This window comes from Pontibacter pamirensis (assembly GCF_010015475.1).
GTDB classification, from domain to species: domain Bacteria; phylum Bacteroidota; class Bacteroidia; order Cytophagales; family Hymenobacteraceae; genus Pontibacter; species Pontibacter pamirensis.
The window spans coordinates 157,887-183,999 of the sequence record NZ_SSNI01000009.1 but is presented as its reverse complement, the minus strand read 5'-3'; the positions used below and the strand labels follow the sequence as shown (position 1 = coordinate 183,999).

At 46.2% G+C, this 26,113-nt stretch carries 19 protein-coding genes; 8 read left to right on the top strand and 11 right to left on the bottom strand.

Going from position 1 to position 26,113, the window contains the following annotated elements; genetic code table 11:
* Window positions 1-8: 8 nt before the first annotated feature.
* Both E1919_RS10225 and E1919_RS10220 read right to left on the bottom strand, forming a co-directional pair.
* Entirely contained in the window at window positions 9-1,226 is a 1,218-nt protein-coding gene (locus tag E1919_RS10225; protein ID WP_162053292.1) for a glycosyltransferase family 2 protein, read from the bottom strand.
* Between the two features lie 341 nt (window positions 1,227-1,567).
* Window positions 1,568-1,768, bottom strand: a complete 201-nt coding sequence (locus E1919_RS10220) for a hypothetical protein (RefSeq protein WP_162053291.1) — start codon at window positions 1,766-1,768, stop codon at window positions 1,568-1,570.
* A gap of 1,187 nt (window positions 1,769-2,955) precedes the next feature.
* Here E1919_RS10220 and E1919_RS10215 point away from each other — a divergent pair.
* Window positions 2,956-6,135 (top strand): PA14 domain-containing protein, encoded by a 3,180-nt coding sequence (locus tag E1919_RS10215; RefSeq protein ID WP_162053290.1) that lies wholly within the window; start codon window positions 2,956-2,958, stop codon window positions 6,133-6,135.
* A 360-nt stretch (window positions 6,136-6,495) separates the two neighbouring features.
* The gene (locus E1919_RS10210; protein WP_162053289.1) at window positions 6,496-8,691 is read left to right on the top strand and encodes a right-handed parallel beta-helix repeat-containing protein; all 2,196 of its coding nucleotides are present in this window, start codon (window positions 6,496-6,498) and stop codon (window positions 8,689-8,691) included.
* A 129-nt stretch (window positions 8,692-8,820) separates the two neighbouring features.
* On the opposite strand, the gene glgX is transcribed toward E1919_RS10210, so the two are convergent.
* The gene (gene glgX, locus E1919_RS10205) at window positions 8,821-11,007 is read right to left on the bottom strand and encodes a glycogen debranching protein GlgX (protein ID WP_162053288.1); all 2,187 of its coding nucleotides are present in this window, start codon (window positions 11,005-11,007) and stop codon (window positions 8,821-8,823) included.
* A 557-nt stretch (window positions 11,008-11,564) separates the two neighbouring features.
* Between glgX and E1919_RS10200 the strand changes: the two genes are divergently transcribed.
* Window positions 11,565-12,959 (top strand): mechanosensitive ion channel family protein, encoded by a 1,395-nt coding sequence (locus tag E1919_RS10200; protein WP_162053287.1) that lies wholly within the window; start codon window positions 11,565-11,567, stop codon window positions 12,957-12,959.
* A 45-nt stretch (window positions 12,960-13,004) separates the two neighbouring features.
* Here E1919_RS10200 and E1919_RS10195 read toward each other — a convergent pair whose 3' ends face one another.
* The 4 genes from E1919_RS10195 to E1919_RS10180 form a co-directional block, all read right to left on the bottom strand.
* Window positions 13,005-13,367 carry a DUF6122 family protein gene (locus E1919_RS10195; RefSeq protein WP_237144226.1) on the bottom strand — a complete coding sequence of 121 codons (363 nt, stop codon included), beginning with the start codon at window positions 13,365-13,367 and terminating at the stop codon, window positions 13,005-13,007.
* Between the two features lie 69 nt (window positions 13,368-13,436).
* On the bottom strand, window positions 13,437-14,234 hold the full coding sequence (locus tag E1919_RS10190) for an oxygenase MpaB family protein (protein ID WP_162053286.1): 798 nt from the start codon (window positions 14,232-14,234) through the stop codon (window positions 13,437-13,439).
* A gap of 179 nt (window positions 14,235-14,413) precedes the next feature.
* Window positions 14,414-15,496, bottom strand: coding sequence for a PAS domain-containing sensor histidine kinase (locus E1919_RS10185; RefSeq protein WP_162053285.1), 1,083 nt, complete (start codon window positions 15,494-15,496; stop codon window positions 14,414-14,416).
* 243 nt (window positions 15,497-15,739) lie between these two features.
* Complete coding sequence (locus E1919_RS10180; protein WP_162053284.1) at window positions 15,740-16,276, bottom strand: YceI family protein; 537 nt, start codon at window positions 16,274-16,276, stop codon at window positions 15,740-15,742.
* Window positions 16,277-16,605: 329 nt separating this feature from the next.
* Between E1919_RS10180 and E1919_RS10175 the strand changes: the two genes are divergently transcribed.
* Entirely contained in the window at window positions 16,606-16,857 is a 252-nt protein-coding gene (locus E1919_RS10175) for a hypothetical protein (protein WP_162053283.1), read from the top strand.
* 71 nt (window positions 16,858-16,928) lie between these two features.
* Here E1919_RS10175 and E1919_RS10170 read toward each other — a convergent pair whose 3' ends face one another.
* Window positions 16,929-17,351: a nuclease A inhibitor family protein gene (locus tag E1919_RS10170; protein WP_162053282.1), complete on the bottom strand. Its 423-nt coding sequence runs from the start codon at window positions 17,349-17,351 to the stop codon at window positions 16,929-16,931.
* A gap of 52 nt (window positions 17,352-17,403) precedes the next feature.
* Entirely contained in the window at window positions 17,404-18,249 is an 846-nt protein-coding gene (locus E1919_RS10165) for a DNA/RNA non-specific endonuclease (protein WP_162053281.1), read from the bottom strand.
* 758 nt (window positions 18,250-19,007) lie between these two features.
* Between E1919_RS10165 and E1919_RS10160 the strand changes: the two genes are divergently transcribed.
* A complete protein-coding gene (locus E1919_RS10160; protein WP_162053280.1) occupies window positions 19,008-19,832 on the top strand; it encodes a Cof-type HAD-IIB family hydrolase in 825 nt (274 codons plus the stop codon).
* Between the two features lie 111 nt (window positions 19,833-19,943).
* Here E1919_RS10160 and E1919_RS10155 read toward each other — a convergent pair whose 3' ends face one another.
* Window positions 19,944-21,380 carry a pyridoxal phosphate-dependent decarboxylase family protein gene (locus tag E1919_RS10155; protein ID WP_162053279.1) on the bottom strand — a complete coding sequence of 479 codons (1,437 nt, stop codon included), beginning with the start codon at window positions 21,378-21,380 and terminating at the stop codon, window positions 19,944-19,946.
* 188 nt (window positions 21,381-21,568) lie between these two features.
* On the opposite strand from E1919_RS10155, the gene E1919_RS10150 reads away from it, so the two are divergent.
* The 3 genes from E1919_RS10150 (at window position 21,569) to E1919_RS10140 (ending at window position 25,684) form a co-directional block, all read left to right on the top strand.
* Window positions 21,569-22,360, top strand: coding sequence for a PhzF family phenazine biosynthesis protein (locus E1919_RS10150; protein ID WP_162053278.1), 792 nt, complete (start codon window positions 21,569-21,571; stop codon window positions 22,358-22,360).
* A gap of 462 nt (window positions 22,361-22,822) precedes the next feature.
* A complete protein-coding gene (gene pulA, locus E1919_RS10145) occupies window positions 22,823-24,754 on the top strand; it encodes a type I pullulanase (protein WP_162053277.1) in 1,932 nt (643 codons plus the stop codon).
* Between the two features lie 336 nt (window positions 24,755-25,090).
* On the top strand, window positions 25,091-25,684 hold the full coding sequence (locus tag E1919_RS10140) for an HD domain-containing protein (protein WP_162053276.1): 594 nt from the start codon (window positions 25,091-25,093) through the stop codon (window positions 25,682-25,684).
* On the opposite strand, the gene E1919_RS10135 is transcribed toward E1919_RS10140, so the two are convergent.
* Window positions 25,656-26,108 (bottom strand): cyclic nucleotide-binding domain-containing protein, encoded by a 453-nt coding sequence (locus E1919_RS10135; RefSeq protein ID WP_237144224.1) that lies wholly within the window; start codon window positions 26,106-26,108, stop codon window positions 25,656-25,658. The two genes, E1919_RS10140 and E1919_RS10135, sit on opposite strands and share 29 nt — an antisense overlap.
* Between the last annotated feature and the right edge of the window lie 5 nt (window positions 26,109-26,113).

Below are 26,113 nucleotides of genomic sequence, written 5' to 3'. Positions count from 1 at the left end.
TCTTCCTGTTAATATTTAGAAGTCGGCCTGCGGTTGCGCAAATAAAAAACCAGTCCTGAAAGAATGCCTTTTATCTCAGCCCAAAGTGTACGGTACTGGAAATTATAAAAGGGGAACCCTTCCCAGATAAGCTTCATGTAATAAAGAGGCAATACCTGGAACAGGTGCCTTTTGTAACCTGCCTCCCGCCGAAGCCGCTGTTGCAGCAGGGCAGCAGTTGTAAAGCCTCGCAAATAATAGAAAATCTGTTTTTTTAGGCCCTCTATTTCTCTGCGGTGCTCGTGATGCACCACTGCTCTGGGGTTGTAATGAATTGTGTGCCCGCTTTCCAGTATCCTATACCACATCTCAGAATCACCGTTGCAGCCAGCTGCCCCCACGTCCAGCAGTTCATCAAATAAACCTACCTTTTCCAGTACTTCTTTTCTGAAAGCCATATTCGCGCCTGCTCCTATTTCCCATACCGGGGGACCTTTCGCTAACGTTTCATTAAAGTATACGGAATTATATAACTTATCCGTAAATCCACGGTTAAAACTCCAGTATTTCTCAAAAATCAGCTGTGCCTCCGTATCCAGTTTAGCAGCAATCACTAGGCCTGTCATGGCGGCCACTGCTTCATCCTGAAAAGTCTCCCAAACCCGGTATACCCACAGCGGGTGCACTTGCACATCGTCGTCTGTGTAAGCGACAACGGGCATGTTTGCGCTTAACACTCCCGTGTTGCGCGCGATGTCAAGCCCCGGCCTTGGCTCTCTTACGTACGTTACTCCTTCAAATTGCAACACTACCTCTTTTGTATTATCATTAACAGGGGCATTGTCTACTACGATTATTTCTTCTGGAAGGCATATTAATTGATGCAGTTGCATCAGACAGTTCTGCAGAGAGGAAGCTCTGTCACGGGTACAGATAATAACTGACACCGGTACTTTCTCAGGTATTGCGGCGGCAGTCCAGGCGGACATTGCAGTACACATCCAGCGCTTCCACTCCTCATACCTGCGGTGTTGCAGCAACTGTTCCCATTGCACATCTCTTTTATGTATGGGAGCAGTATACTGCTCCACAGCCGGACGAATGGCCGCAATAAACTTATCCCTGAATGAGGCATCTGAAAGCTTTTCGTCGGTGCCTATAAAAAGATGACCTAAGGCAACAGAGTCCCACCAGAAAATAAGGTAGCTTGCCTGCCGGCGCAGATCAGGCACAGGCAGTGCAGACATCTGATTGAGGTGTATGTGCGCAATATGGTATGGTGCGTATGCCTGCATTGGATGATGACAGCGGTTGAAAGATATACTGTAGAACTAATTCTGTTTGCTCCAGCCTGAAAGGAAGCTTAGGAAGCAAAGCACCTCACCATTTCCCATACCACTGGATGTTTTCGCGATAATCCTCCAAATCAAAACTCAGGCATTACTAAAAACAAGAGCATTATCCCTATAGGTAGCTGAAGTCCCCATAAACTCATCACTAAATAGATTCCAAAGTACGATTCCCGCCAAATAAAACAGCACCGAAGCCACATTGCCAGTTGGTATGCCTACTAATTTATCTAACACTACTACATAGGTGACCAATGCCATGATTGGGTGAAATAAATCCTGAACGGTCCCAGCACAGTCTGCTGATAGTTTAGCAGAAAGTCACGCCTCACTAAACCCACCAACAGGTGCCGGTATTGCCACAGCACTTCCATCCTGGAACTTATCCGGCTTATTCTGCTTGGGATTTCCCAATCCCGCTTCTGGTCATTTGCTGACATAGTACATCATTACTGAAAATGGAATTAATAGTTTCCTTTAATAGGTAAATTCATATTTATAATTATACTTATCAATGGATTAAAATGCTAAACCGGTCATTTTACTTTATATCATTCTTAAAGAACAATGTGACATAGGAACATTCACGAAGTGAAAATAGCAGCCTAGGTATGGTATATTACGGCATGCTTTATCATTCCCGCTATGTTACACTGCTTTTACGACATATTATTGTGTGCCTGATGTAACTTTTCTGCATTGTATTCCTGCCATTCATGTCGCTGCCAACTCTCTTTAATCCTTTGGCACTGCACGTTGAATAAAACAAATGATTCTTCAGCAGGTTCGTTTTCACCTTCTTTTTTCAGGCAAGTCAGCACTGTGAAAAAGTCTATCCGTGAACTCAGCTTCAGGTCGACTGCAAAAGCGCGTGGCTTAGTTTAAATGATTAGCTTCTACTGCTCTATTCCTATGCTAACCTATCTAAAATCAAATTTACTTTGTATGTCTTGAAACAGATATACTGATGCTGCCATAGGTATACGTTAGGCTTTCAATTCTTTACCCGCACGGCCCAAAAAATTATCTAGTACAACCATGTTATAACATAAAGTACAATATTCTCCCCTTCCCTCTGCTCAAAGGCAGCTAAAGCTACAATACAAATCAAATTTTCCTAATAATATGATTTTTTAAATTCTAAACTAAATATAATATATTTAATAAATAGCTGTAACATATACAGAAAATCTTAAAATGGCAATATTGACCTCCTGTATGAAACCTCATAAAAACATCTGTGACAAGCATTTAATGAGCATAATGTAAAATATAAAAAAATATTCTGTAGCAGACATACATATATATTTATATTATAAATATATTAGCACAATGAAACCACTAACCAATCTAGTATGAATAAACCTATACCTCTCCAAACCAAAAAGCCAGAATATTCTTGGGCAAGAGTACTATCATCAACGCCTAATGAAATAAAATCAAATAAATAAGTCCATATTATCACACCTAATCTATTTAAGCATCTTACTGCTTGTATTTCTAGTGGAGCCTTAGCCTTAATGGGCCGGTATAGCTGAGTTAGCAGGGCAATCTATATGCTTTATAGAACAGGCTGCGGCATTTTATTCCCGGAAAATTTCAACAGTAGTAACTATCTTTTCCCCTTATGAGATTATTATCCCTGGCAGCATGCATCATGCTGGTCTTCCTTAGCTATTCGCTAGAGGCGGCAAACTATTATGTGAGCGCATCAGGCAAAGATGCAAACACAGGCACATCCAAAAACCAGGCATGGGCCAGCGTCGACAAAATCAACGGAACAATATTTAGTCCCGGCGATTCAGTTCTTTTTGAAGCAGGCAGCACCTTTGCAGGAAGCATTTATTTTGAATCAGGTGTAAAGGGCACTGCTGCCAAACCAATTGTTGTAAGCTCTTACGGAACCGGGAGGGCAATCATCAATAGTGGAAATAGCACAGGTATTTACATTTACAATTCTGCGGGTTTTAAAATAGAGAACCTGGTTTTTATGGGCTCGGGCCGTACAACTAATGAAGGCAACGGCATTATGTACTATATGGACCTGCCCGATAACACAAGACTGGACTATATTGCGATTAATAATGTTGAGATACATGGATACCGAAACACTGGTCTGTCGATAGGGAGTTGGAACGGCACGAGCGGCTATGATAATATTTCCATTACCAATAGCTCTGTACATGACAACGGTGATGAAGGTATCGGCACTTATGCTGAGGTCCCCTTCGCTCACCGGAACGTGTATGTTGCTTACAATAAGGTTTATAACAATGCCGGCCTGCCCGAGAAAAAGGATTCACACAGTGGCAATGGCATTGTACTAGGTGATGTGGACGGCGCCATCATTGAACACTGTGAGGCTTATAACAACGGCTGGCTCAACGCCTGGTCATCTGGCGGCCCGGTTGGAATCTGGGGTTACAGATGCAATAACCTTATTATCCAATACAATGAATCGCACCACAATAAGACCGGTACCACAAAAGACGGCGGCGGGTTCGACATCGACGGAGGGTGCACCAACAGTATCGTGCAGTACAACTACTCTCATGACAATGAGGGGGCTGGCTACCTTGTGGCACAATATGTAGGGGCACCTGCCATGAAAGGAATTATTATCAGGTACAACATCAGCGAAAATGACGGCCGAAAAAACGGATACGGCGGCATACACATCTGGTCTTCAGGCGCTAACGGCGGGATACAGAATCTGGAAGTCTACAATAACACCGTCTACCTCACCCCTGCCCCCAGTGGCTTGCCTAAAGCGCTTTATGTACAGAGCGGTGGCGCAGTGTCTGCTCAAATCAGAAACAACATTTTTCAGGTTACCAATAGCCTTGAGCTGGTAAATGCAGCAGTAACAACAGATGTTAAATTCGAGGGAAACAATTATTGGGCTACAGGAAGCAGTGCAAAATTTAAGTGGGGCAGAACCACATATTCTACACTGGAAGCATGGCGCACAGCCACTGGCCAGGAAAAGCTGAACGGAATTGCGTCGGGTTATAGCCTGGACCCGGAACTGAAGCAGCCGGGCCAGGGAATTACGCTAGGCGATACCCACTTGTTACACACCCTCCAAGGTTATGAGCAGGAGGAGAACTCACCTCTACTCGGAAAAGGAATTGACCTCGCTACAACACTTAGCAAGAATACAGGTACAACCGATTTTTACGGCAACAGCATAGTACAACGAAGCAGTTATGCTATAGGAGCACACCACCTGACAGCAAATAGTAAATTATGCCTGAATAGCGGCACGACACCGCTTGATTTCGGTACGGCAACCGGAGGAACTTACAGTGGACCAGGCGTTACGGAGGGCAAATACTTTAATCCCCTTAATGCTGGAACAGGCAATAAAGCCATAAAGTACACTTTTACTGATAAAAGCAACCAACAACAGGTACTCCATCATACTATCACAGTGGTGAACGACAGCTCATGCCCTAGCAAACCGCCTGTCACCATAGTGCCCCCTACCTCCTGCACTGCCACGGGTAGCATCCTGCGCGAGCAGTGGAACGACATATTGGGCAAGAGTGTGGTCGGCATCCCGTTGGGCACCAAGCCGACCAGCACCAGCCAGCTGAGCCTGTTCGAGGCGCCGACCAACATAGGCAGCAACTATGGTGCCCGAGTAAGCGGCTACATCTGCCCGCCGCAGACCGGGGACTACACCTTCTTTATTGCAGGCGACGACAACGCTGAGCTGTGGCTGAGCACCGACGACAGCCCGGCCAATAAAAAGAAGATTGCCTCCGTGACCGGCTATACCTCCAGCAGGCAGTGGAATAAGTACGCCTCGCAGAAGTCTGCGGCCGTGCGCCTGGAGGCAGGCAAGAAGTACTACATCGAGGCCCTGCACAAAGAAGCTTCAGGCAGCGATAACCTCGCTGTGGCCTGGGCATGGCCTGACGGAACAATGGAGGCCCCTATCGCAGGAAACAAACTCTCGCCCGCTGAGCAGGCTCCAGCACCACCTGAGCAAATCTGCTCAGCTACTGGCAGCATCCTGCGCGAGCAATGGAACGACATATTGGGCAAGAGTGTGGTCGGCATCCCGTTGGGCACCAAGCCGACCAGCACCAGCCAGCTGAGCCTGTTCGAGGCGCCGACCAACATAGGCAGCAACTACGGTGCCCGTGTGAGCGGCTACATCTGCCCGCCGCAGACCGGGGACTACACCTTCTTTATTGCAGGCGACGACAACGCTGAGCTGTGGCTGAGCACCGACGACAGCCCGGCCAATAAAAAGAAGATTGCCTCCGTGACCGGCTATACCTCCAGCAGGCAGTGGAACAAGTACGCTTCGCAGAAGTCTGCGGCCGTACGCCTGGAGGCAGGCAAGAAGTACTACATCGAGGCCCTGCATAAGGAAGCTTCAGGCAGCGATAACCTGGCTGTGGCCTGGGCATGGCCTGACGGAACAATGGAGGCCCCTATCGCAGGAAACAAACTCTCGCCTTACCTGGCTACGTCTACAGGCTCCGGCCTAATGAGTGCCACAACCTTGGAAGAGGAAGCACCGCAGCTGAACGAAGCGCAACTGACGGCTTACCCGAATCCCTTCACCACAAACGCAACGGTGCAGTTCACCTTGTCCGCCGCTGAAGGGGCTTCGCTGGACCTCTACGATATCCAAGGCAGACTGGTACGCCGGCTCTACGAGGGAACAGCAGAGGCAAATGTAACACGCAGCTTTGAGCTGACGGCAGAAGGCTTAACCCGCGGGGTGTACATCATCAGGCTGGTGACAGGCTCCAAAGTACTGACGCAGAAAATCGTGCTCGAAATTTAATTAGATTTATAGCACATACTTATCAAACCCGCTCCGGTGTACCGGAGCGGGTTTGTTGCTTTATAAAGTTTAGATCTGGGCACCTCAAAAACTGTGGCTTAAACATTATACACGTTCATGTACCTTTCTGAAATCGCGCTGATCTCTTATTCTTACATGACAAGTATACATATACAGGAGTGTCTTCTTCGAAGCCTGATTTCGCAGTCGCTACTAAAACCTTAACTAATTGAATAAAATAGCTTTATAACTTCAGTTTAAAGAAAGCAGCGCTTTTTTAGACCTCCCTGGGCCGAACCACAAAAACTTTATGGCAGTAAACAGGTAAATAATATGCACATATTACCTGCATACATCCACATGAAGCCATTTCTTTATTCCACCTGCTTTGTGCTGGCCCTCCTTTCACACTCGTTAGAAGCGGCTACTTTCTATGTTAGCCTGTCCGGGAACGACACTTATTCCGGTAACAACAAGAGCCAGCCTTGGGCCAGTATTACTAAAGTTAACAGCACTATTTTCAGCCCCGGCGATAGCGTCCTCTTCGAAGGGGGAAAAACTTTTGTGGGCAGCATCGTATTTGGCGAAAAAGTTGGTGGTACTGCCTCTGAACCTATTGTGTTTAGCTCTTATGGTGAAGGGAAAGCCACCATCAGCAGCGGCGACAATGTGGGGTTCAGCGTACAGAATTCAGCTGGCTTTAAAATTCAAAACATTGTCATCAAGGGCTCGGGGAGAACGAGCAACGAAAGCAATGGAATTGAGTTTTTCACGGATCTGCCGAGCAGCTCCCGCCTTGAATATATTTCAATAAACGGGGTGGATATCTCCGGGTACTCTGATAAAGGGATATACATTGGAAGTTGGAATGGAGCGCAAGGCTATTATGGAGTCTCTATCACCAACAGCTCGATACATGACAACGGCGAAGCGGGCATCGTGACTTACGCAGAGGCGAAGCTCGGGCACCAAAACATGTATGTAGGCCATAACAAAATTTTTAACATCACAGGCATCAAAGGCCGTGACATCCATACAGGTAACGGCATTGTCATAGGGGATGTAGACGGCGTGCTGATAGAATACTGCGAAGTTTATAACAACGGCGAGTTCAGTGATGCACGGGACACAGGCCCGGCAGGTGTCTGGGCCTACAAATGCAACGACGTGTTAATCCAGTATAATGAGGCGCACCACAACAAAACCGGTGGCACTAAAGACGGTGGCGGCTTCGATATAGATGGCGGTGTGACGAATGCTGTTATGCAGTACAACTACTCCCATGACAATGATGGGGCTGGCTTTCTCGTCTCACAATATAGAGGCGCCCCACCACTGAAAAACGTGACCATACGGTACAATATTAGTGAAAATGATGGGCGCAAGAACAGTTACGCTGGTATTCTTTTCTGGTCTTCTGGTTCAAGCGGCGGCATTCAGGATGTGGAAGTGTACAACAACACGGTATATCTCACGCCATCTAGCGGCTGGCCATCTGCCATCAGGTTGTTTGGAGAATTGTATAGACAAGTCCGGATCAGAAACAATGTTTTTCAAACCACTCCGGGCACTGTGAAGACCGTGACAAACACAGCTGACAATGCTGATATACTTTTCCAGGGCAACAGCTACTGGAATGCAGGAGAAGACCTGAATATTGAGTGGGAGAAAAACAAGCGTTATACTTCACTTGAAGCTTGGCGTGCAGCAACGGGGCCGGCAGCAAAAAGGCAGGAAACGCTAAACGGATCGCCTGTGGGTTATTTTGTTGATCCGCAGCTGAACGACCCGGGCAAAGGAGTTACTATTTCAGACCCCACTAAATTGTTCACGCTAAGTGGCTATGAACTGCAGGAAACATCACCACTCATTGATAAAGGACTTGATTTATCGGCTCTTTTCGGAATCAAAACCGGTACTCAGGACTTTTTTGGCAACAGCCTAAAGAACGAAGAGAACATTTCTATTGGTGCTTACCAGGTTAAAAGCACTGTGCCATTGCCTGTTACGCTGAGCATATTTGAAGTTAGCACACAGGGAACAGCCGCCGTCCTTTACTGGGAAACAGCTTCAGAACAAAATAATAAAGGTTTCGACGTAGAGGTATCGGTTGATGGAGAAAACTTCAGGACACTGAGCTTTGTAGCCAGCAAAAGCAGTAATTCCCAACAAACACTGCAATATACCTTTCACGATACGGAAGATAACAAGACAGGCACCCGGTATTACCGCCTCAGGCAGATAGACACTGACGGAGCCTCTACTTACTCTGAGGTGAAAATGGTGACTTTTGAACAGGAGCACTTTACAGCAACAGCCTACCCTAACCCTTTCTCCAGCAGCTTTACACTTGAAGTAAAGGCTGAGACAGAAGAGATGCTGCAATTGTTTATGTCAGACGCAGTGGGCCGCCATGTGCTCCTTCGAGAAGTAAAGCTACAGCAAGGAAGGAACAGACTAACACTCGAGATAGGCAGAGATCGCCCGGCTGGATTATACATTATCTCAGCCCGCCACGGTGACAAAAACCTGAAGCTAAAAGTACTGAAACAATAGTTGACATAGTCTACACATTCCAGACTCAAAAGCTGTGTAAAACAAACAGGCCGCACCTCCTCGTAACGGAGTGCGACCTGCTTGTTTTAATTAAATTCGCAGTTAAAGTTGCAACTGCCTCTTAAAACATTATTTGGTTTTAGTTGTCAGAGGGTGGTGTAGTAGCACAACAGAGCGGGCATTTACTTTTATAGTTTCTGTTGCTTTATACACTTCTGTTCCCTCTCCCACCACATCTTCATGGGTGTCCAAAACTTTTGTCCACTTATTGCCATACTTTTTATCGGGCAGTATATAGTCAAGTGGCTCATGATGCGCATTAAATATCACATAAAAGCTATCGTCCTTCACCTGCTCTCCTTTTGGGCCAAGAGAGTGGATGCCATGACCGTTTAAGAACACAGCCAGTGATTTTGCATAGTCGTGACTCCAGTGTTCTTCGCTCATTTCTTCGCCCTCCGGAAGAAACCACGCAATGTCTTCTACACCAACACCTTTTATAGGCTGCCCCTGGAACCAGCGACGACGGCAGAAAACAGGATGGTCCTTGCGCAACTGGATGAGCTTTCTGGTAAATTCCAGCAGATCTGTATCAGCCTCCTTCCAATTGAGCCATGAGATTTCGTTGTCCTGACAATACGCGTTGTTGTTGCCATGCTGCGTGCGGCTAATTTCATCACCGGCTACCAGCATGGGCACTCCCTGAGACAAAAACAAAGTGGTAAGGAAATTACGTTTCTGCTTTTCACGTAAGGCTATAATTGCCGGATCTTCGGTAGGTCCCTCCTCTCCGCAATTCCAGGAACGGTTATGGCTCTCCCCGTCGTTGTTGTTTTCCCCGTTCTCTATGTTATGCTTTTCGTTGTACGACACCAGGTCGTTCAGCGTAAAACCATCGTGGGCCGTAATAAAGTTAATACTGGCTGTAGGCCGGCGGTAGTCATCCTGGTAAAGGTCCGAACTGCCGGTAAAGCGCTCTGCAAACTCAGCCAGCATGCTGTGCTCACCGCGCCAGTAGTCGCGCATACAGTCCCGGTACATACCGTTCCACTCTGTCCAGCCAGCTGGGAAATTACCTACCTGGTAACCTCCTTCACCTACGTCCCAGGGCTCAGCTATGTGCTTTACCTGTGATATAATGGGGTCCTGGTGTATGATATCGAAAAAGGAACCCAATTTATCTACACCGTGAAGTTCGCGTGCCAGCGCAGAGGCCAGGTCGAAGCGGAATCCGTCCACGTGCATTTCCGTGATCCAATACCGCAGACTGTCCATGATGAGCCGGAGCGCGCTAGGTAAACTGGAATTTAAAGTGTTACCGGTGCCGGTATAGTCCATGTAATACCTTTTGTTATCCTCTACCAGGCGGTAATAGGAGGCGTTATCGATGCCCTTGAAAGAAAGCGTCGGACCTAAATGGTTTCCTTCACCCGTATGATTATACACCACGTCCAGTATCACCTCTATACCTGCTTTGTGCAGTTCCTTGACCATATTCTTAAACTCCACCACCTGCTCTCCAAGCGTGCCACCCTTGGTATACCGTACATCAGGGGCAAAAAAACCTATAGAATTGTAGCCCCAGTAATTTGTCAGGCCCTTCTCTACCAGATAGCGGTCAGTTATAAAATGGTGCACAGGCATGAGCTCAATTGCCGTAATACCTAAATCCTGCAGGTACTTGATAGTGACAGGATGCGCTAATCCTGCATAGGTTCCGCGAATATCTTTCGGTATATCCGGATGCAACTGTGTAAAACCCTTTATATGCGTTTCATATATTATAGACTTGTAATACGGTATTTTAGGTGCCTTATCATCACCCCAATCAAAGGAAGAGTCTACCACCACAGCCTTCGGAATAAAGGGAGCGCTGTCGGTATTGTTCCGGTTCAGGTCTTCATTTGGATGGCCGAACTCATAGCCGAAAAGAGAGTCGTGCCATTCAATTGTGCCGGAAATAGCTTTGGCATAAGGGTCGATTAGTAGCTTGTTGGGATTATAGCGGTGGCCATTAAGAGGGTCGAACGGACCATGTACCCTATAACCGTACAGTTGTCCGGGTTTGGTACCCGGCAGGTATGCGTGCCACACCTGGTGGGAACGCTCCGTCATTTTAATTTTAACAGATTCCTTTGTATCCTCTGTTGAGTCAAATAAACATAACTCCACACCTGTGGCATTATCAGCATACAGCGCGAAATTCACTCCTTTCCCATCCCATGTGGCGCCCAAAGGATAAGGACTACCGGGATAAACTGTTGTAGTGGTTGTTTTTTTTGTATTGCTTTTAGAATCAGATATTTTCAGGTCCATGGTAGCTAAAAAATAGTAAAAAATATGGTTTGTAATAAAAACAGGGCTTTAAATTCACTTTCAAGCATGTTCAGAGGTTACGTCACCATCATTATATTTTTGTTATACTATCTAGAATATAAATAGTTTATTTCGGCTCCCATAAGAGCCTTCATGTTGCATATACGTAATAGCAATGCAATCGAAGAAACATTCATCTTTTGCAGATCTTCTTCCCCTGTTATTTCTCGCTTATTGGTAGTTTACCCTAAAGCAGCTTAGAAGCTGTTTTAAAACTTATCTAACAGTCATTTTAGAAACAGAAATTATAGCCATAAAGGCCATTTCTATAGTATATAACCTGTTTAGCGAAATATGCTTTTTCCGCTTGAATAGGTTTTAAAACAGTTTCTTAGGCTCCTTCGCTTGCTTCCCCTCCCCATTTCTACCACAGCTAAACAAGCTGATTTACCCGTACACTAATATAAAACCTGCAAAACCACAGGTGTGACTGAGACAGCACTGAAACAGAATTTTCCACTGAGAGTAAAACAAGCATAAATATTCCTAACACAGGTATGCCTCTTTATAACCGAAACACAAGACTTAACAGAAGCCAGAACAGTAGTAACAGGAGTCTCAGAACACCTGTACAGCAACGAAGTGCTACACAGCAGCCAACTCGAAGTGGTGGTGTTCGGGCGCAGCAAAAATACAGGACGAAAAACAGGAAAAGACGCGTGGCCCAGCCCTCTAAGGTAAAAGGAGCCGCAGAAAACAGACTCAAGAACTTTCGGCAAGCTTCCATCTTAGCTGTAGCCATTACTGGTTTCATCATCATGATGACTTCACCTTCCGAAGCCGGACTGGCACAGGATGCTCCGCAGGAAGAGACAATGGATTCTGTGGCAATAGTAGACGAAGTAGCGGTAGAGGATTTAGTAGCGGCCCCGTCAGACACTGCTGCCAGTGACAGTACTTTGACTGGCTCTAGCAAGGAGTCGGCTGATCAGGCCATAGGTGCCCTGCAGAACCTGTGGGATAGCTTTTATTATAACCTGCCCAAAATGCTGATCGCCATCGGCATCCTGGTGCTGGCCTGGCTCCTGACAAAAGCACTGCGGGCATTGCTCCATAAAACTATCGGCCGCTGGCAAAGCTCCAGTGCGGTTACAACCCTCACGCTTATCGTGGTATGGCTGCTGGCAATAGGTATAGCTGTGAGCGTTGTTGCCGGCGACATTAGGGCGTTGGTCGGTTCTTTTGGTTTAATAGGCCTTGCCCTGTCCTGGTCTTTGCAGACACCAATAGAAAGCTTTACAGGCTGGCTACTAAACTCTTTCCAGGGCTATTATAGAGTAGGTGACCGCATTCGGGTAGGCGAAGTTTTCGGGGATGTGTACCGCATTGATTTCTTAACCACCACGGTTTGGGAAATCGGAGCCCCTTACCAGCCAGGCTTTGTGCAGGCAGAACAGCCAACGGGCCGCATGGTAACATTCCCTAACAATGAAATTGTGACCGGAACGGTCATTAACCTGACAGGGGACTTCCCCTATGTATGGGATGAGCTAAGTGTGGCCGTTGCCAACGAATCAGACATAGAACTGTCGATGGGAGTAATGGAGCGGCTCTCTCTTGAACTGCTAGGGGATTATATGATAGAGCCGGCACGCAGTTATGGCAAACTGTTGCGAAAGGCTGGTCTCGGAGAATTTGTGGCAGAAAAGCCGCAGGTATTTATCTCTCTTGATGATTCCTGGACCAACATTACCATCCGCTACCTAGTGGGTGCCCGGGAACGCAGAAAATGGAAAAGCGAACTTACTTTTCGGATTACACAGGAGCTGGCCAAGCCGGAATACATGGAAAAGATTATCCCTGTATACCCTCGGCAACAGGTACAGTTTATTAACCCGGATGGAGTGCCTGTAGACGCTGAAATGTTCAGGGGCAAAGAGGACAAACAATAATTGTCTCCAGTCCCGGCAGGACTGCTGAATGACGCCAGATAATGTTCAGAAAGAAACAGGAAGCAGCAACGGGCTACCTGTTCTCACACATTCTGCCGTGTCCAGTATAATATGAATGACAAGCCCAAACCCTACTAACCTGGTTTTAGGGTAAAGAGCCAGTGCCACATAAACAGGAATCAGCCAGAAACTATGCAACAGGTGATACCCTACGCTGCACCTGTCCGGGTCAACAATCGGATTTGCAGCCAGGTGATCTATGTCAATGAGAATACCAGACAGCATGAGCAGAGTAGCATGTTTAAAGTCTTTCCGGAAGAAAAGCGCAGCCATCGCCACCGGCACAGCCACATGAAAGAAAAGGTGAAGAAGAAAGGCCGGCGTCAGTACGCCAATGAGAGTGTCCATCAGTATTCAGTCAACGATTCCCCCTCTTTACTGTGCCGCCCCCCACAGGGTTTACGCAGCTGCCTCCTTTTAAACTTCCGCTGATGTAGCTTTGATGTTTGACTTAACAGGCACACTATCCAAATCCTTCACCTCTGCCTTTATTTTTGAAGGAAGGAGTACATTTTTAATAAAGCCTTCCAAACGTAGTGCTCTACTCAGTTTATATACCCGGATAACAGGTGAGAGCAGCGATATTTTTTTCAGTTCTAGCATTTGCTTAGCTGTTTCAGGAACAATGAGTGTCTGTGCCTGCAGAAGCACAGTATACCTAAAAAGGCCAAGATGTTTCCTGTATTGCCGGAACAGGTCTTCAGTATAATTACTTTTTTGCAGGTTTTGCACCAGGTGTTCTTCCCGCGCCAGTTTCCATTCCTGGTAAGTAGCTGGAAGTTCTTTTAATCCCATGCGGCTGCCCACCCGGTAAAAAACGTGGAAAGTCTCTGTTTTTTCTGCTTCCGTCATTTCCCTTTCCATAATTTCATACGCACGAATAGAGTAATCAATCAGCATGAAAAGTACATCGCGGTAGGCCCAGTCGGGTATGCTTGCCCCACGGCGGGACTCCACGCCGGCATGAATGGAAGCCATTTTATCAATGGCCCTGTTTGCTTCTTCCAGATTAGAAAAGATGATCTGCCGGGCATAGGCTACGGTAGAAAAGAGGCGACCTAAAGGATCGGCAGGGAGGCGGCCAGTAAAATAAAGCCAGTCCACTGCCTTGTTCAAGGCAAACTCAGCGGAAGCGCCAACAAAAATGAAGAGTATGGTTTCGCTCTTCCCCCATATCTCCCGCACAATAGAATTTTCATCTACAAAATACTTCATGCCCTATAAACATTGTTTGCACACAAAATGTGCAATGCCCACCGACAATTCTGCTCGAATAACACTCAGAGCCGGTATTATTTTTTAGTGCTGTTTGTTTAGAGAATTAAGTGACATGTGGCATTACTATTCAGGAGGAACCTGGACTGGTGATGTGGGGGATTAAGTCTCATGGTTGCCTACTCACCTGGCAACGGGAAGGTCAGGAAAAAAGTCGTGCCCTCATTCTCTTTGCTTACGAAACTGATGCTACCGCCCTGTATCTCCACCAGATCCTGAACTATCGACAGGCCTACACCACTTGAGGTTTCTCCCTGCAGCCCTTTTCGGGCAGTTTTGTTATACCTGTTGAATACATCAGCCTGAAGTTTTTCCGGAATTCCGATACCGTTATCGGAATGCGCTATTATTAGCTTTCTGCCCTCTCTCTTAACCGAGATGCTGATGTTACCTCCTACCTTCGTGAACTTAAGAGAGTTTGAAACAAGGTTATTTATAATCTGCATGAACTTTACCTCATCCAGTTCCACCATTATTTTATCTTCTTCGCAATTTACCTCAAAATCATACGCTACTCCCTTGGCCACACTGAAGGAATCTACCAACTTTCGCACCTTTTCTACTACATCAAAGCGTAACATATTCACATATATCGTAGGGGATTTCAGGTGCTCGTCACTTAGCAGGTTGTCAATCAGTTCGAGGCAGTTATCATAAGCATTCAGAATAATTTTTGTATAGTTATGAAGTTCCTCATTCTTTTCTTCGTCATACTCACTCTTAAGCAGAGAGGCTATTCCTTTCACTATAGCCAAAGGACCACGCAGGTCGTGCGCAATAATTTCGAGGGTGCTGTCTTTCCTTCTTGTATACTCTTTGAGGTAGTTAACGTACTGTGACTGCTTTGTTATATCCTCGGCTTCGCCAGCTATATGAGTTATGACGCCCGCTTCAGTTTTTATTGGATAAGCCTCTACTTTTACTTCTTTCTGAGATGCACCGGGCAGCGTAAGACTAATCTCCAGCTCACGCCCTTCTCCCTTTTTTATTATTTGTTCCAGTCGCTTGTAAATGGCACTTTTGTCATCAGGATGGATGGATGAAGTCAATAGTTCAGGCGTTTCCAGAATAAGCTCCCGATCCGCCTCCCAAACCTTACTCACTGCTTCGCTTAGATAGTCGAAACGCAAGGTGTCAAGGTTAAATAGGAAAAATACTTTCTTGCTGGATTTTCCAAACAAGTGAAACAAATCAGTATCCATTCTGGTGGCGTGAATTTTATATGTAGGTAAACTAAACTATCCTGGTAAAGTTAATAAAAAGGTCCGTATATAAAATTGGCATTCACATAAATGGATTTTAAAAGCATAAGGTTTTTGTAGATAAAGCGGACAGGGAAAGGCAATAAAATGGTGCCACGCGAATGTTTCTAAGCTTCCAAAATAGAGGAGCAGCTGCTTGCATTTTTTTAATGCAAGCAGCTGCTCCTCTATTTTGGAAACAGGTTATCCTTGTCTTATTAACTGTATCTCAGCATGAAGGCGGATTTCGTCACTAACCACCACATTACCCGCTTCCGTTACCGCATCCCAGGTTAGCCCAAACTCTTTCCGGTTAATCTTCCCATCAACGGTAAAGCCAGCCTTTGTCTGCCCGTAAGGATCCACTACGATACCATGGTATTCTACATTCACTGTAACAGGTTTTGACACACCTCTGATGTTCAGGTCGCCATGCAGTTTAGCTAATCCAGACGCTGTTTCTTCGTATTTGTTTCCAACAAACTTTATCTGCCCGTGATTAGAAACATCAAAAAACTCTTCTGATTTCAGGTGTGTGTCCCGCTGTTCATTGTTTGTACTGACGGAGTCCACATCAGCGGTAAAAACAATAGAAGAAGCTTTTGAAAATTCCTCCCCAACAGTCTCTACTTCTACATTAAAACTGCTAAAATAACCCGTAACGGTTGTAATCATCAGGTGTTTTACCTTGAACTGTACCTCACTGTGTGCGGGATCGACTGTCCATTTTACATTTGCCATAGCTTGTGATTAAAATTTTTTTAATTAATTGTAAGGCTATATTCAATGCATAGCCCCGTTAAATTACATGTTCATACATAAGTTAACTTTCTACTATAGAAGATTTCAGCATATTTTGTTACAAAACAGACTGTATTGTTTACAAAAGCTGGTTCTTCCCAGTTCTTAACTCGTATCGGGACTTAAACTGCTCTTTCCTTACTGTTTCACCTCCACTTTCTTACCTGTGATCTACAGCTTTAACGTGTGCAACTCAGCAACTACCACCGCTGCAAGGCATCCTATTGCAAAGGATTGCAGTACTAGTACCTTAACAACATGAAGCATATATGACACAAAGAGAAGTTACAGACGAACAGAACACCACCTGGACCTGTGTGCAGGCCTATGCAGGCCTTGATAGAGAAGCCTCCGAAAAGGCCACAGCGTTAACTGAAAATGATAATGGAACAGTGCCAGTAGTATGTACGCCCAATGGTGGAGCACAATCGGTGCGGCCCGGACTTCCTAAAAACTGGTTTGATTCGTTATCAGACGATGAACTCCTTTCAGAGATAGCAGCTGCCCAGGAAAGGAGATAAGATTAAGTGGCCTCATGTGTATGGCATCAGAGCCTTGGATATGTTTAAGGAATCTATTTCCAGAGGTTCACTCAGGTTTCTACCAGTATAGTCTTCAGCCCGGCATAGCCTCCGGTAGCTGTCTTACCAAGCACAAAAGCATGTATACGGCGCTTGCCTAGCCTGTAGACCTTTACCTCCTCTAGGCACTGCTCCAGCAAGTTTTGCAGTTCACGAGACCGATGGGCAATACTCACCTCCTCCTCCCCTGCATCAGGGTCATCACGCACCATATTCCGGAAAAAGTAAGGCAGCTCTACGACTTCTGCCTTTACGCCTTCCGGCATATCGGGCAGCTGAGCAATTGCTGCAGGCAAGGCACCGCTATCCTGCACCTGCGGGAAATATACTACCTCAAAGGGAGAGTCTGTTTCGCTCCTATAGAGCAGGCCGTCTGAAGCAGCACGGAACTGTTCCAACAGAGCCGATGTAGATGCAGAATCAGAGTTGTTCATGCCAGGTACTTTTGATTTTCCTAATCATATTCAGTCACTTTAATACAAGCTTTTACTGCGCAGGGTCCTTATCAACCCGGCTTTCCAGCACCTCCTGTATTTCCGCTGGCAATTCAGAAAGCAGGTTATACCCGGTGGCTTGCTCAATAGCGTCTACGGTAGTGCGGTAAGAGCCCCAGTCCGGGCGAATGGATTGGGTATTCGGGATATTTACCGCTATTACACGGGTGCTGGTGTTGATGCGGGAGAGATCATCGTTTCCTTCCGGCATCACGACCAGCACTTTCCAGATGCGGCTTGGCACTGTCACCCGCCCCTCATCTATTTTCTTCACTGTTCCGTTGCTACCGGTGCCACCTATGCCGTAGCTGCCCATAATCACATAAACCTCTTGCCCTGCCTGCACTAAATCGCGGGTATAGTCTTCGAGGTTTGCCCATGTTTCCTGGTTATTTTTTGGGGCCTGCGGAATAATGTTCGTCATGAGGAAAGTGGCGGCATTATCCTCCACTGATTTGGTGCGGTCAGCTGACGGCACATTATGCCCACGGTCGAAGCCACTTCCAGTGTAACTACCGGATTTTACGCGGTACCATCCTTCCGGCAAGGTCATATCCGTCCGGAAGTTGTCCTGCCGGGGAGCACTGCCCAGCCAGTCGTTGCTCACATGCCAGCTCACCCAATTCGGGGTGCCCCTGCTTTTGCTGTAAGACAATGCATACTGTGGTTTGCTTAGCAAATAATTGTTCGCATTGCTTAGTTCAGGAGTGGCGCCACTCGGGTTGCCCAACAGCATTTGCTCCTCTTCTAGAGAGATGCGCGGTATAACAGCAGTTTGCTGACAACTAATTGAGATGATCCAAATAAAAACGAAATAAGAGAGGTGACGAAAACGCATGTATATCTAATAATTAAGAGCCGGTGAGGATACTGTTCTCTTATAGTAACGCATGTATAAAGCCCTTGTTTTTAGTCTAGATGAACTTTTTGCCCCTTTTACCTCCTCTGCTAAAATATGAAGCGACTGCACCTCCGGTAGATGCCTGACTATGAGCAGATCAGCATCCGGTAAAAGTTTTCTCTGTATGAAAATAGATTTACTCCTTTATTCCTGCTATATATGCTGCTCTTAATCAAGCTTTCCAAATACATATTGGCTGCAGCAGATAAGCCGTTCTCCACTACGTGCTTCTTCCTGTGATACATAATAATAACAGCTTCCAACTCAGGGCACCATTTTTGAGAATTTTGAGTATAGAGAAAAGAGCATTACATACATACTTATACATTTAAAGCAAAGCACACATGGGAAAGTCACAAGACGCTAAAAAAGAAGCGAAGAAAAAGCCTGCTAAAACAGAGAAAGAGAAACGCGCTGCAAAGCAGGAAAAGAAGAAAGGCCGGGATTAACTACCTGAACTGCCTGTGTAAGGCAGGTGTGATTATTATACAGCAAAGGGATCAGCAGTTATCAGCTGATCCCTTTGCTGCTATCACCGCCTTGCTGATGCAATTATTATGAACAGCTGTAAGCTGCTATACCAAGAGTAGCATGCCCTATCGCCTGCTTTTTTGCAAAAAAGCAATATAAGCCCTATCGTTGCAAACAGAAACCTGTTTAGGGCAGGTAAAGCTTTTTGAATAAAACCTACACAAATGAATATCAAAGCCATTTGCTCCGACATAGACGGCACTCTGCTTGACAGTCGCCGCGAACTATCACCGAGAACCATTTCCTCCATCAAAGCGCTTGACAGGGATGTGCCGGTTATACTTGCTTCTTCGCGTATGCCCGGCGCCATGCGCCACCTGCAGGACGAGTTAGGGATTTTGCACCACCCCATGATCTGTTTTAATGGCGGCTATGTTCTGCTGTATAACGAAGGGGCTGAGACACCTACCATTGTGGATTCCGTGCAGATACCGGTTCCAACCTGCTCCGCGATAGTAGAAATGGCAGCAGGAACCGATATCCATGTCAGTTTATACACCGAAGACCTGTGGTATGCCCCTCAGGTTGACAAATGGACAGAGAAAGAAGAACGCGTGACAAAGGTGTCGGCGAAAGTAGGGGCCTTAGGCCCCGTACTGGACAACTGGCACACAAGCAACACAGGGGCACACAAAGTAATGTGCATGGGACCCGAGCAGGAGTTAGCCCAAATGGCGGAGGCACTGACAGAGAGGTTCGGTAGCGAAATTTATATATACCGCTCTAAATCAACGTACCTTGAGCTGGCGCCACGCACTATATCAAAAGCCACGGCACTAGAGCTTATTCTAAAAAACAACTATGGTATAGCGATGACGGATGCCATGGCTTTCGGCGATAACTATAATGATATTGACATGCTGAAAGCAGTAGGAAAAGGCATTGCCGTAGCCAATGCACGCGAAGAAGTTAAAGCCGCCGCCGATGAAGTGACCTTAAAAAGCACCGAGGATGGTGTTGCTGTAGCGATAGAAAAATACCTGCTGTAGCAGAAGTACCGTTATTGCCCCCTGGTAGCTAGCATTAGGTGCAAACAAAAGAAGCTGCCTGTAATCGGGCAGCTTCTTTTGTATCTGGGCTTCTCAGATAAAAAGGTTATGTTAAGCCTCCGCAAGTATACGCACGGCCTTCTCCTCAATTTCCCGTAGTAGTTCCTTTAGTTCTTGTATCGTAGTGAGTGGATTCATCAGTGAAACGCGCAGGTAAAACTCGCCATTCAGGACTGTCTGCACAATATAAAACCTGCTCTGCTCCAGCAACATGTTCCGGATTGCCTGGTTCAGCGGCGTCAGTTCACCGTCCGTTTTATAGCGGAAGCAGATAATGTTACACTCCGGCTCATACGCCAGCTCAAAGTGTTTGTTTGACCTAATGAGTGATGCAAACTCCGCGGCCAGTCCATACAGCCGTTCAATGTTCTCCCTGAAAATTTCTTCCCCGTAGGTTCTGAAAATGGTGTATACATTTAAGGCAGACATGGCCTTGGTACACTCAAAGCTGCGCTTGCCGCCGTTGTACCACTCCTCCGACTCCTGCTCCACCCACAGGTATTGGGCCCGCTGAGAAAAGGTCTTATAGGCATCGCTGCCACGCTTAAAGATCAGGGCAGTAGACAAAGACGGTGTCATCATCATCTTATGATAATCCACCACAACAGAATCTGCTTTTTCGATGCCACTAATGAGATGCCTGTACTTCGGCGAAAAGGCAGCAGGAGCACCGTGTGCACCGTCTACATGAAACCAGATGCTGTGTTTCTGGCTAAAAGCGGCAATAGCCTCCAAATTATCGTAAGAGCCGGTAGAGGTAGTGCCTGCGCAGCCTATCACGCTTATCACCTGCTTCCCTTCCGACTTAGCTTGCTGGTAGTAATCCTCCAGCAGGTTCGTACGCATCTGGAATCTATCATTTACGGGCACCTTTATGATGCCCTCAGCGCCGAGACCCATGATGCGGGCGGCACGGTCGATGCAATAGTGCGCCTCCTCCGACACCATCACCGCCAGCTGAAGCCCTTCTTTATAGCCTTTGTGCCATATCTCCGTTGCAGCAGCTCTTGCTGCCAGCAATGCAGTCAGGTTGCCCAGGGAGCCTCCCGACGTTATAAAACCGGAGGCTTCGGTACTGTAGCCGAGTTTCTGCGCCAAATGCTCGGTCAGTATTTTCTCCAGTGTGTTACCCACCATGCCCATCTCATAAACCCCCATGCCTTGGTTCAGCAAAGCAGTAACAGCCGATGAAAGAATGGTTATAGGTAAGGTAGGTGTTGTCTGGTGGCCTATGTAACGTTTCCGGTGTACCTGTATAGATCTGGACAGCACGTCTTTAAACAACTCATTAGGGTTCTCCTGCAAAGGCTTCTGAAAATCCTGCTGCCAATAAGACAGTTGCTTTTCCGGGTCCTCCCACGGGATAGCCCTTACCTCCTCTCTATCTGTAGTGGCCTCTGCCAGGTAATCCGAAATCATATTAATAAGCTCGTGCCCTTCACTACGGAAGCGCTCCGCGTCATATGCCTGATCTAACTTATTCTCCATATTTGTATTCGTTTTTCTAAGCTGCAAAAATAACTAAATCTGCAGCTAAGCTACTACTAGCAAGGCCGGCTATTTGCCCTGAAGCCGGTAGGGAGTACAAATAAGTATTCCTTCAGTTGGGGCAGTGCGCCAGAAGGCAATGTCATTTGTGCTAAATTTGTAACTGAACATCCGGATCAATCCTACTTATGCCATTCCCTCTCTACCAGATCGACAGCTTCACAGACAAGTTGTTTGGCGGCAACCCGGCTGCTGTTTGCCTCCTGCAGGACTGGCTGCCTGATACCGTACTGCTGCAAATTGCCGCTGAAAATTTTCTGCCAGAAACTGCATTCCTTTTGCCCTCTTCAAATCAAGACCGTTATAAAATCAGGTGGTTTACCCCTGAAATTGAGATGGACCTCTGTGGGCATGCTACCCTGGCTGCTGCACATGTTATCTTCAAACACTTGGGACTTGCAGCTGATAGGGTAGTTTTCAGCTCAGCCAGCGGAGAGATCAATGTTACGAGACAGGGCAGTCTTCTAACGCTCGATTTTCCATCGCGTATGCCTGTTACTGCCGAGCTTCCGGAAATAATTCTGAGAGGTATGGGCAGGAAGCCTCTGGAGGTTTTAAAAGCCAGAGACTATGTACTGGTGTATGACAGCGAGGAGACAGTACGGGCGCTACAGCCAAATAGGGTAGTTTTAGACCAGATCAACCTGGATCCGGGCGGCATTATTGCCACAGCTAAAGGTGAAACAGCGGATTTTGTTTCCCGCTTCTTTACTCCCCAGGCCAGCATCTTTGAGGACCCGGTCACTGGCTCGGCCCACTGCTCCCTTATTCCTTACTGGAGCCAACAACTCCGTAAAAAAGAACTCACAGCCCTGCAGGTATCTGCTAGAACCGGTACACTGTGTTGCACCGATAAAGAGGACAGAGTGCTGATAGGCGGTACTTGCGTAACTTATATGCAGGGAAATATTTATATATGAAGCCTCTGCTAAACATTGCACTTTATATAAATGTTTTTTAGCTTGAGAGCTGTTACCAATTGCACATATAAAAAGCATCACAGTAAAAACAGCAGGTAAACATTAGGTGTGGTCAGCGAGAAGGAAAGGACTGTTCCTTTACTTTCCGCTCAATTCTTACCTCTTTATCACATTTAGAGGATTTTTTTTATTTTATTTATAATAATATTTGACTTTTTTAATCATAAAACACGTATATGTTACTGTGCACAGATACTTGCTAATGCGTCTGATAAGTAAAGCAAAAGCAGCGATTTATTCCTGAATTTGTGGCTGGTATAACAGCAGCAGAAGGTCTAATCCGCAGTTTGAAATAAATTTTAACTGGACCTAGCATAGCTCAAAATTTGCACAATAATTGCTTTTACTTTTCTGCCGATTCACGCACTTTACCTTACGTTTACTTTACTATTTACAATTTATATGACACTTTTTTCAACCAAGGCACCCGTTGTATACAAAAGCTTCAGTGATTACCCTACGTACGCTGAAGAAAACCTTTGGACATACTACACTCCTAAAAAAACTACCTTTAAGCTATGGTCACCGGTGGCAGAGGAGGTAGCAGTACACTTCTATACAACAGGAGACGGAGGAGAACATCTGGGGAAAATTGAACTGGAGGAAATAGATGAAGGCCTCTGGGCAATGGAGGTAAAGGAGGACCTGCTAGGGGTTTATTATACCTTTCAGGTAAAGGTAAAAGGAAAGTGGCTGAATGAGACGCCGGGTATATATGCCACTGCTGTAGGAGTGAACGGCAAACGCGCAATGGTGTTGGACCTGGCAGCTACGGATCCTAAAAACTGGGAAAACGATAAAGGGCCTGACGTTGCTTCGCCAAATGAGGTAGTGCTGTACGAGACACATGTGCGGGACTTCACCATCAGTGGAAACTCCGGCAGTTCTAAACCTGGCAAATTCCTGGGCCTGGTAGAGCAGGGCACCAGCAATCCCGAAGGCTTACCTACGGGCATAGATCACATGAAGGAGCTGGGTATTACGCACGTGCACTTACTGCCAGCCTTCGACTATATGTCTGTAGATGAGTCTGTCCTTGATAAGCCGCAGTACAACTGGGGCTATGATCCGCAGAACTATAATGTACCGGAAGGATCGTATTCATCTGATCCATATTGTGCGGAGGTGCGCATCCGGGAATTCAAAGAAATGGTGCAGGGCTTCCACAGCAATGGCCTTGGGGTGATTTTAGATGTGGTGTATAACCACACGGGCCTCACAGAAGGGGCTAACTTTAACCTGGAAGTGCCGGGGTACTACTACAGGCATGCGGAAGGAACATGGTCTAATGCCTCAGGCTGCGGAAACGAAACAGCCAGCGAGCGCATTATGATGCGCAAGTTTATCATCGAGTCGTGCAGGCATTGGGCACAGGAATACCACATCGACGGCTTCCGCTTCGACCTGATGGCCATCCATGATATAGAAACAATGAACCTGCTGACGGCAGAACTGAAAAAGGTTAACCCGAATATTATCGTTTACGGGGAAGGATGGACTGCCGGAGGAAGTCCCCTGTCTTATACACAGCGCGCTTCCAAGTCGCACACATATATGCTGAAGCAGGTATCAGCCTTCAGCGACGATATCCGTGATGCACTGAAAGGGTCTGTTTTTGACGCAAGGTCCAGAGGCTTTGTAAGTGGTGCGCATGGTATGGAAGAGTCTATCAAGTTTGGCGTGATTGGCAGCATTCAGCATCCTGAGGTGCACTCAGGCCGGGCTGCATGGGCAAGAGAACCGTGGCAGTCTGTGTCGTACGTTTCCTGCCACGACAACCAAACACTTTACGACAAACTGAAGATTTCATGCGGCGATGCATCTGAAGAGGAAATAATAAACATGCACCTGCTGGCTAATGCCGTTGTGCTCACCTCGCAGGGTATTCCGTTCCTGCATGCAGGCGTGGAAATGCTGCGCACCAAAAAGGGCGAGCACAACAGTTACAACCTGCCGGATGAGATAAACCAGATTAACTGGAACTGGAAAACCAGCTATAATGACGTTTTTACTTATTATCAGCAGCTTATATCTCTAAGAAGAGCCCACCCAGCCTTCAGTATGCCAACCGCAGAAATGGTTTACCATCATCTTGAGTTTATTAAAACATCACCTGGTCTGGTTGGTTTTCAATTGAAAGGGAATGCGAACAACGATAGCTGGAAGAACATTTTAGTTTATTATAACGCAAACAAAACAGCTGTTCGGTTCACTTTAAAAGAGGCATGGCAGGTTGCCGTGAAAGGAAAAACAATCAACCAGTCCGGAATAGAAACGGTTCGTCACGAGGTAGAAGTACCACCTGTATCTATGCTCATGCTGTTTCAGGAATAGACTCCTTGCGCTGGCATCGTTAGATGTAAACAGCAGAAAGCATCGCTTAGATACGGTTGTCTGTCTTCAACACTATCCTTTGCTGAGCGAAGAAAAGTGTTGAAGACAGACAGTTGAAGAGCATGAAAATATTTAAGGCAAGATAATGGGGATACCGTTATTTTGCCTATATTCATTTAGCTATTACAAAACCCCAATTGAACATTCCCAATAGCGGGTAAGTGGCGGGTAGTACTACAGGTAATCGGATTCATCAGAAACTGGCAAACTACATGTTTCGTGTTAAACAAACATATTTTATTTAGCTTAGTGAAGTCCGCTAAGTTAACTGTAACCATGGATGTATTTCCTCAGATTCAGAAGCATGTCATTGGCAAGCTACAGAAAGGCTTGTCTGAAAAACTGACATACCATAATGTTGCGCACACCCTGGATGTATTAAAGCAAGCTGTTGCGATAGCCAAAAAAGAAGGCATAACAGATGCTGAAGACCTGCTGCTTCTGAAGGTGAGCGTACTTTATCATGATATAGGCTTTATATATGCTTATCACGACCATGAAGAAAGAAGCTGTGTTGTAGCCACTGAAGAGTTGCCTGCCTTTGGTTTTACAGCCTCTCAGATAGAAAAAGTCTGTAATATGATACGTGCCACGAAGGTGCCGCAGAAGCCACAGGATCACCTGGAGCAGATTATTTGCGATGCTGATTTAGATTACCTGGGGAGGCCAGGGTTCTTTGAAACAGGAAATAACCTCTACAAAGAATTTCTGGAGCAGGGCATCGTCACGAACTTTAAAGAGTGGAACATGCTTCAGATACGTTTTCTGGAAAGCCACCAGTACTTCACCAAGACTTCTCTGAAGAGGCGGCAGAAAGTTAAATCAAACTACCTGCAATCCATCAAAGAGACGGAAGGCTTGTTAAGTTAGATTTGTGGTGGGTAACGCTTTTGTCGTCCATTATGCGCAGGCGCCTGCAGAGTGTCTTTAAAATCCCCTTCAGAATTTCTGCATTATCCATCAACACTTCATAAAAGGGCTCCTGCTCCAGTTTCAGGAGGACGGTTTCTTCTTCAGTAGTGGCACTCGCAGATCGTTTTTCAGCGTCCAGCACAGAGAGTTCCCCTACAATTTCATTTTTATCCAGTATGGCCAAGGTGTGGTTGTCGTCATGTATGCGCACCCTGCCCTTATATATAAAATACATGCAATTGCCCTTGTCGCCTTTTCGAAACAGGTTCTCATCAGCCTCCAAGTAAACTTCCTCCAGTATGCCAGCTAAGCCTATCAAATCCTGTTCTGGTGTATTCCTGAATATCTCTGATGAACGGAGGATCAATACTTTCTCTATCAACAACA

Bases quoted from the DNA above. Each gene is read 5' to 3' on its own strand.
- E1919_RS10180 (WP_162053284.1), bottom strand. From the start codon at position 16,276: ATGGCAAATGTAAAATGGACAGTCGATCCCGCACACAGTGAGGTACAG.
- E1919_RS10195 (WP_237144226.1), bottom strand. From the start codon at position 13,367: ATGGACACTCTCATTGGCGTACTGACGCCGGCCTTTCTTCTTCACCTT.
- E1919_RS10220 (WP_162053291.1), bottom strand. From the start codon at position 1,768: ATGTCAGCAAATGACCAGAAGCGGGATTGGGAAATCCCAAGCAGAATA.
- E1919_RS10160 (WP_162053280.1), top strand. From the start codon at position 19,008: ATGAATATCAAAGCCATTTGCTCCGACATAGACGGCACTCTGCTTGAC.
- E1919_RS10225 (WP_162053292.1), bottom strand. From the start codon at position 1,226: ATGTCTGCACTGCCTGTGCCTGATCTGCGCCGGCAGGCAAGCTACCTT.
- E1919_RS10185 (WP_162053285.1), bottom strand. From the start codon at position 15,496: ATGGATACTGATTTGTTTCACTTGTTTGGAAAATCCAGCAAGAAAGTA.
- glgX (WP_162053288.1), bottom strand. From the start codon at position 11,007: ATGGACCTGAAAATATCTGATTCTAAAAGCAATACAAAAAAAACAACC.
- E1919_RS10200 (WP_162053287.1), top strand. From the start codon at position 11,565: ATGCCTCTTTATAACCGAAACACAAGACTTAACAGAAGCCAGAACAGT.
- E1919_RS10155 (WP_162053279.1), bottom strand. From the start codon at position 21,380: ATGGAGAATAAGTTAGATCAGGCATATGACGCGGAGCGCTTCCGTAGT.
- E1919_RS10215 (WP_162053290.1), top strand. From the start codon at position 2,956: ATGAGATTATTATCCCTGGCAGCATGCATCATGCTGGTCTTCCTTAGC.
- E1919_RS10190 (WP_162053286.1), bottom strand. From the start codon at position 14,234: ATGAAGTATTTTGTAGATGAAAATTCTATTGTGCGGGAGATATGGGGG.
- E1919_RS10150 (WP_162053278.1), top strand. From the start codon at position 21,569: ATGCCATTCCCTCTCTACCAGATCGACAGCTTCACAGACAAGTTGTTT.
- E1919_RS10175 (WP_162053283.1), top strand. From the start codon at position 16,606: ATGACACAAAGAGAAGTTACAGACGAACAGAACACCACCTGGACCTGT.
- E1919_RS10165 (WP_162053281.1), bottom strand. From the start codon at position 18,249: ATGCGTTTTCGTCACCTCTCTTATTTCGTTTTTATTTGGATCATCTCA.
- E1919_RS10170 (WP_162053282.1), bottom strand. From the start codon at position 17,351: ATGAACAACTCTGATTCTGCATCTACATCGGCTCTGTTGGAACAGTTC.
- E1919_RS10210 (WP_162053289.1), top strand. From the start codon at position 6,496: ATGAAGCCATTTCTTTATTCCACCTGCTTTGTGCTGGCCCTCCTTTCA.
- pulA (WP_162053277.1), top strand. From the start codon at position 22,823: ATGACACTTTTTTCAACCAAGGCACCCGTTGTATACAAAAGCTTCAGT.
- E1919_RS10140 (WP_162053276.1), top strand. From the start codon at position 25,091: ATGGATGTATTTCCTCAGATTCAGAAGCATGTCATTGGCAAGCTACAG.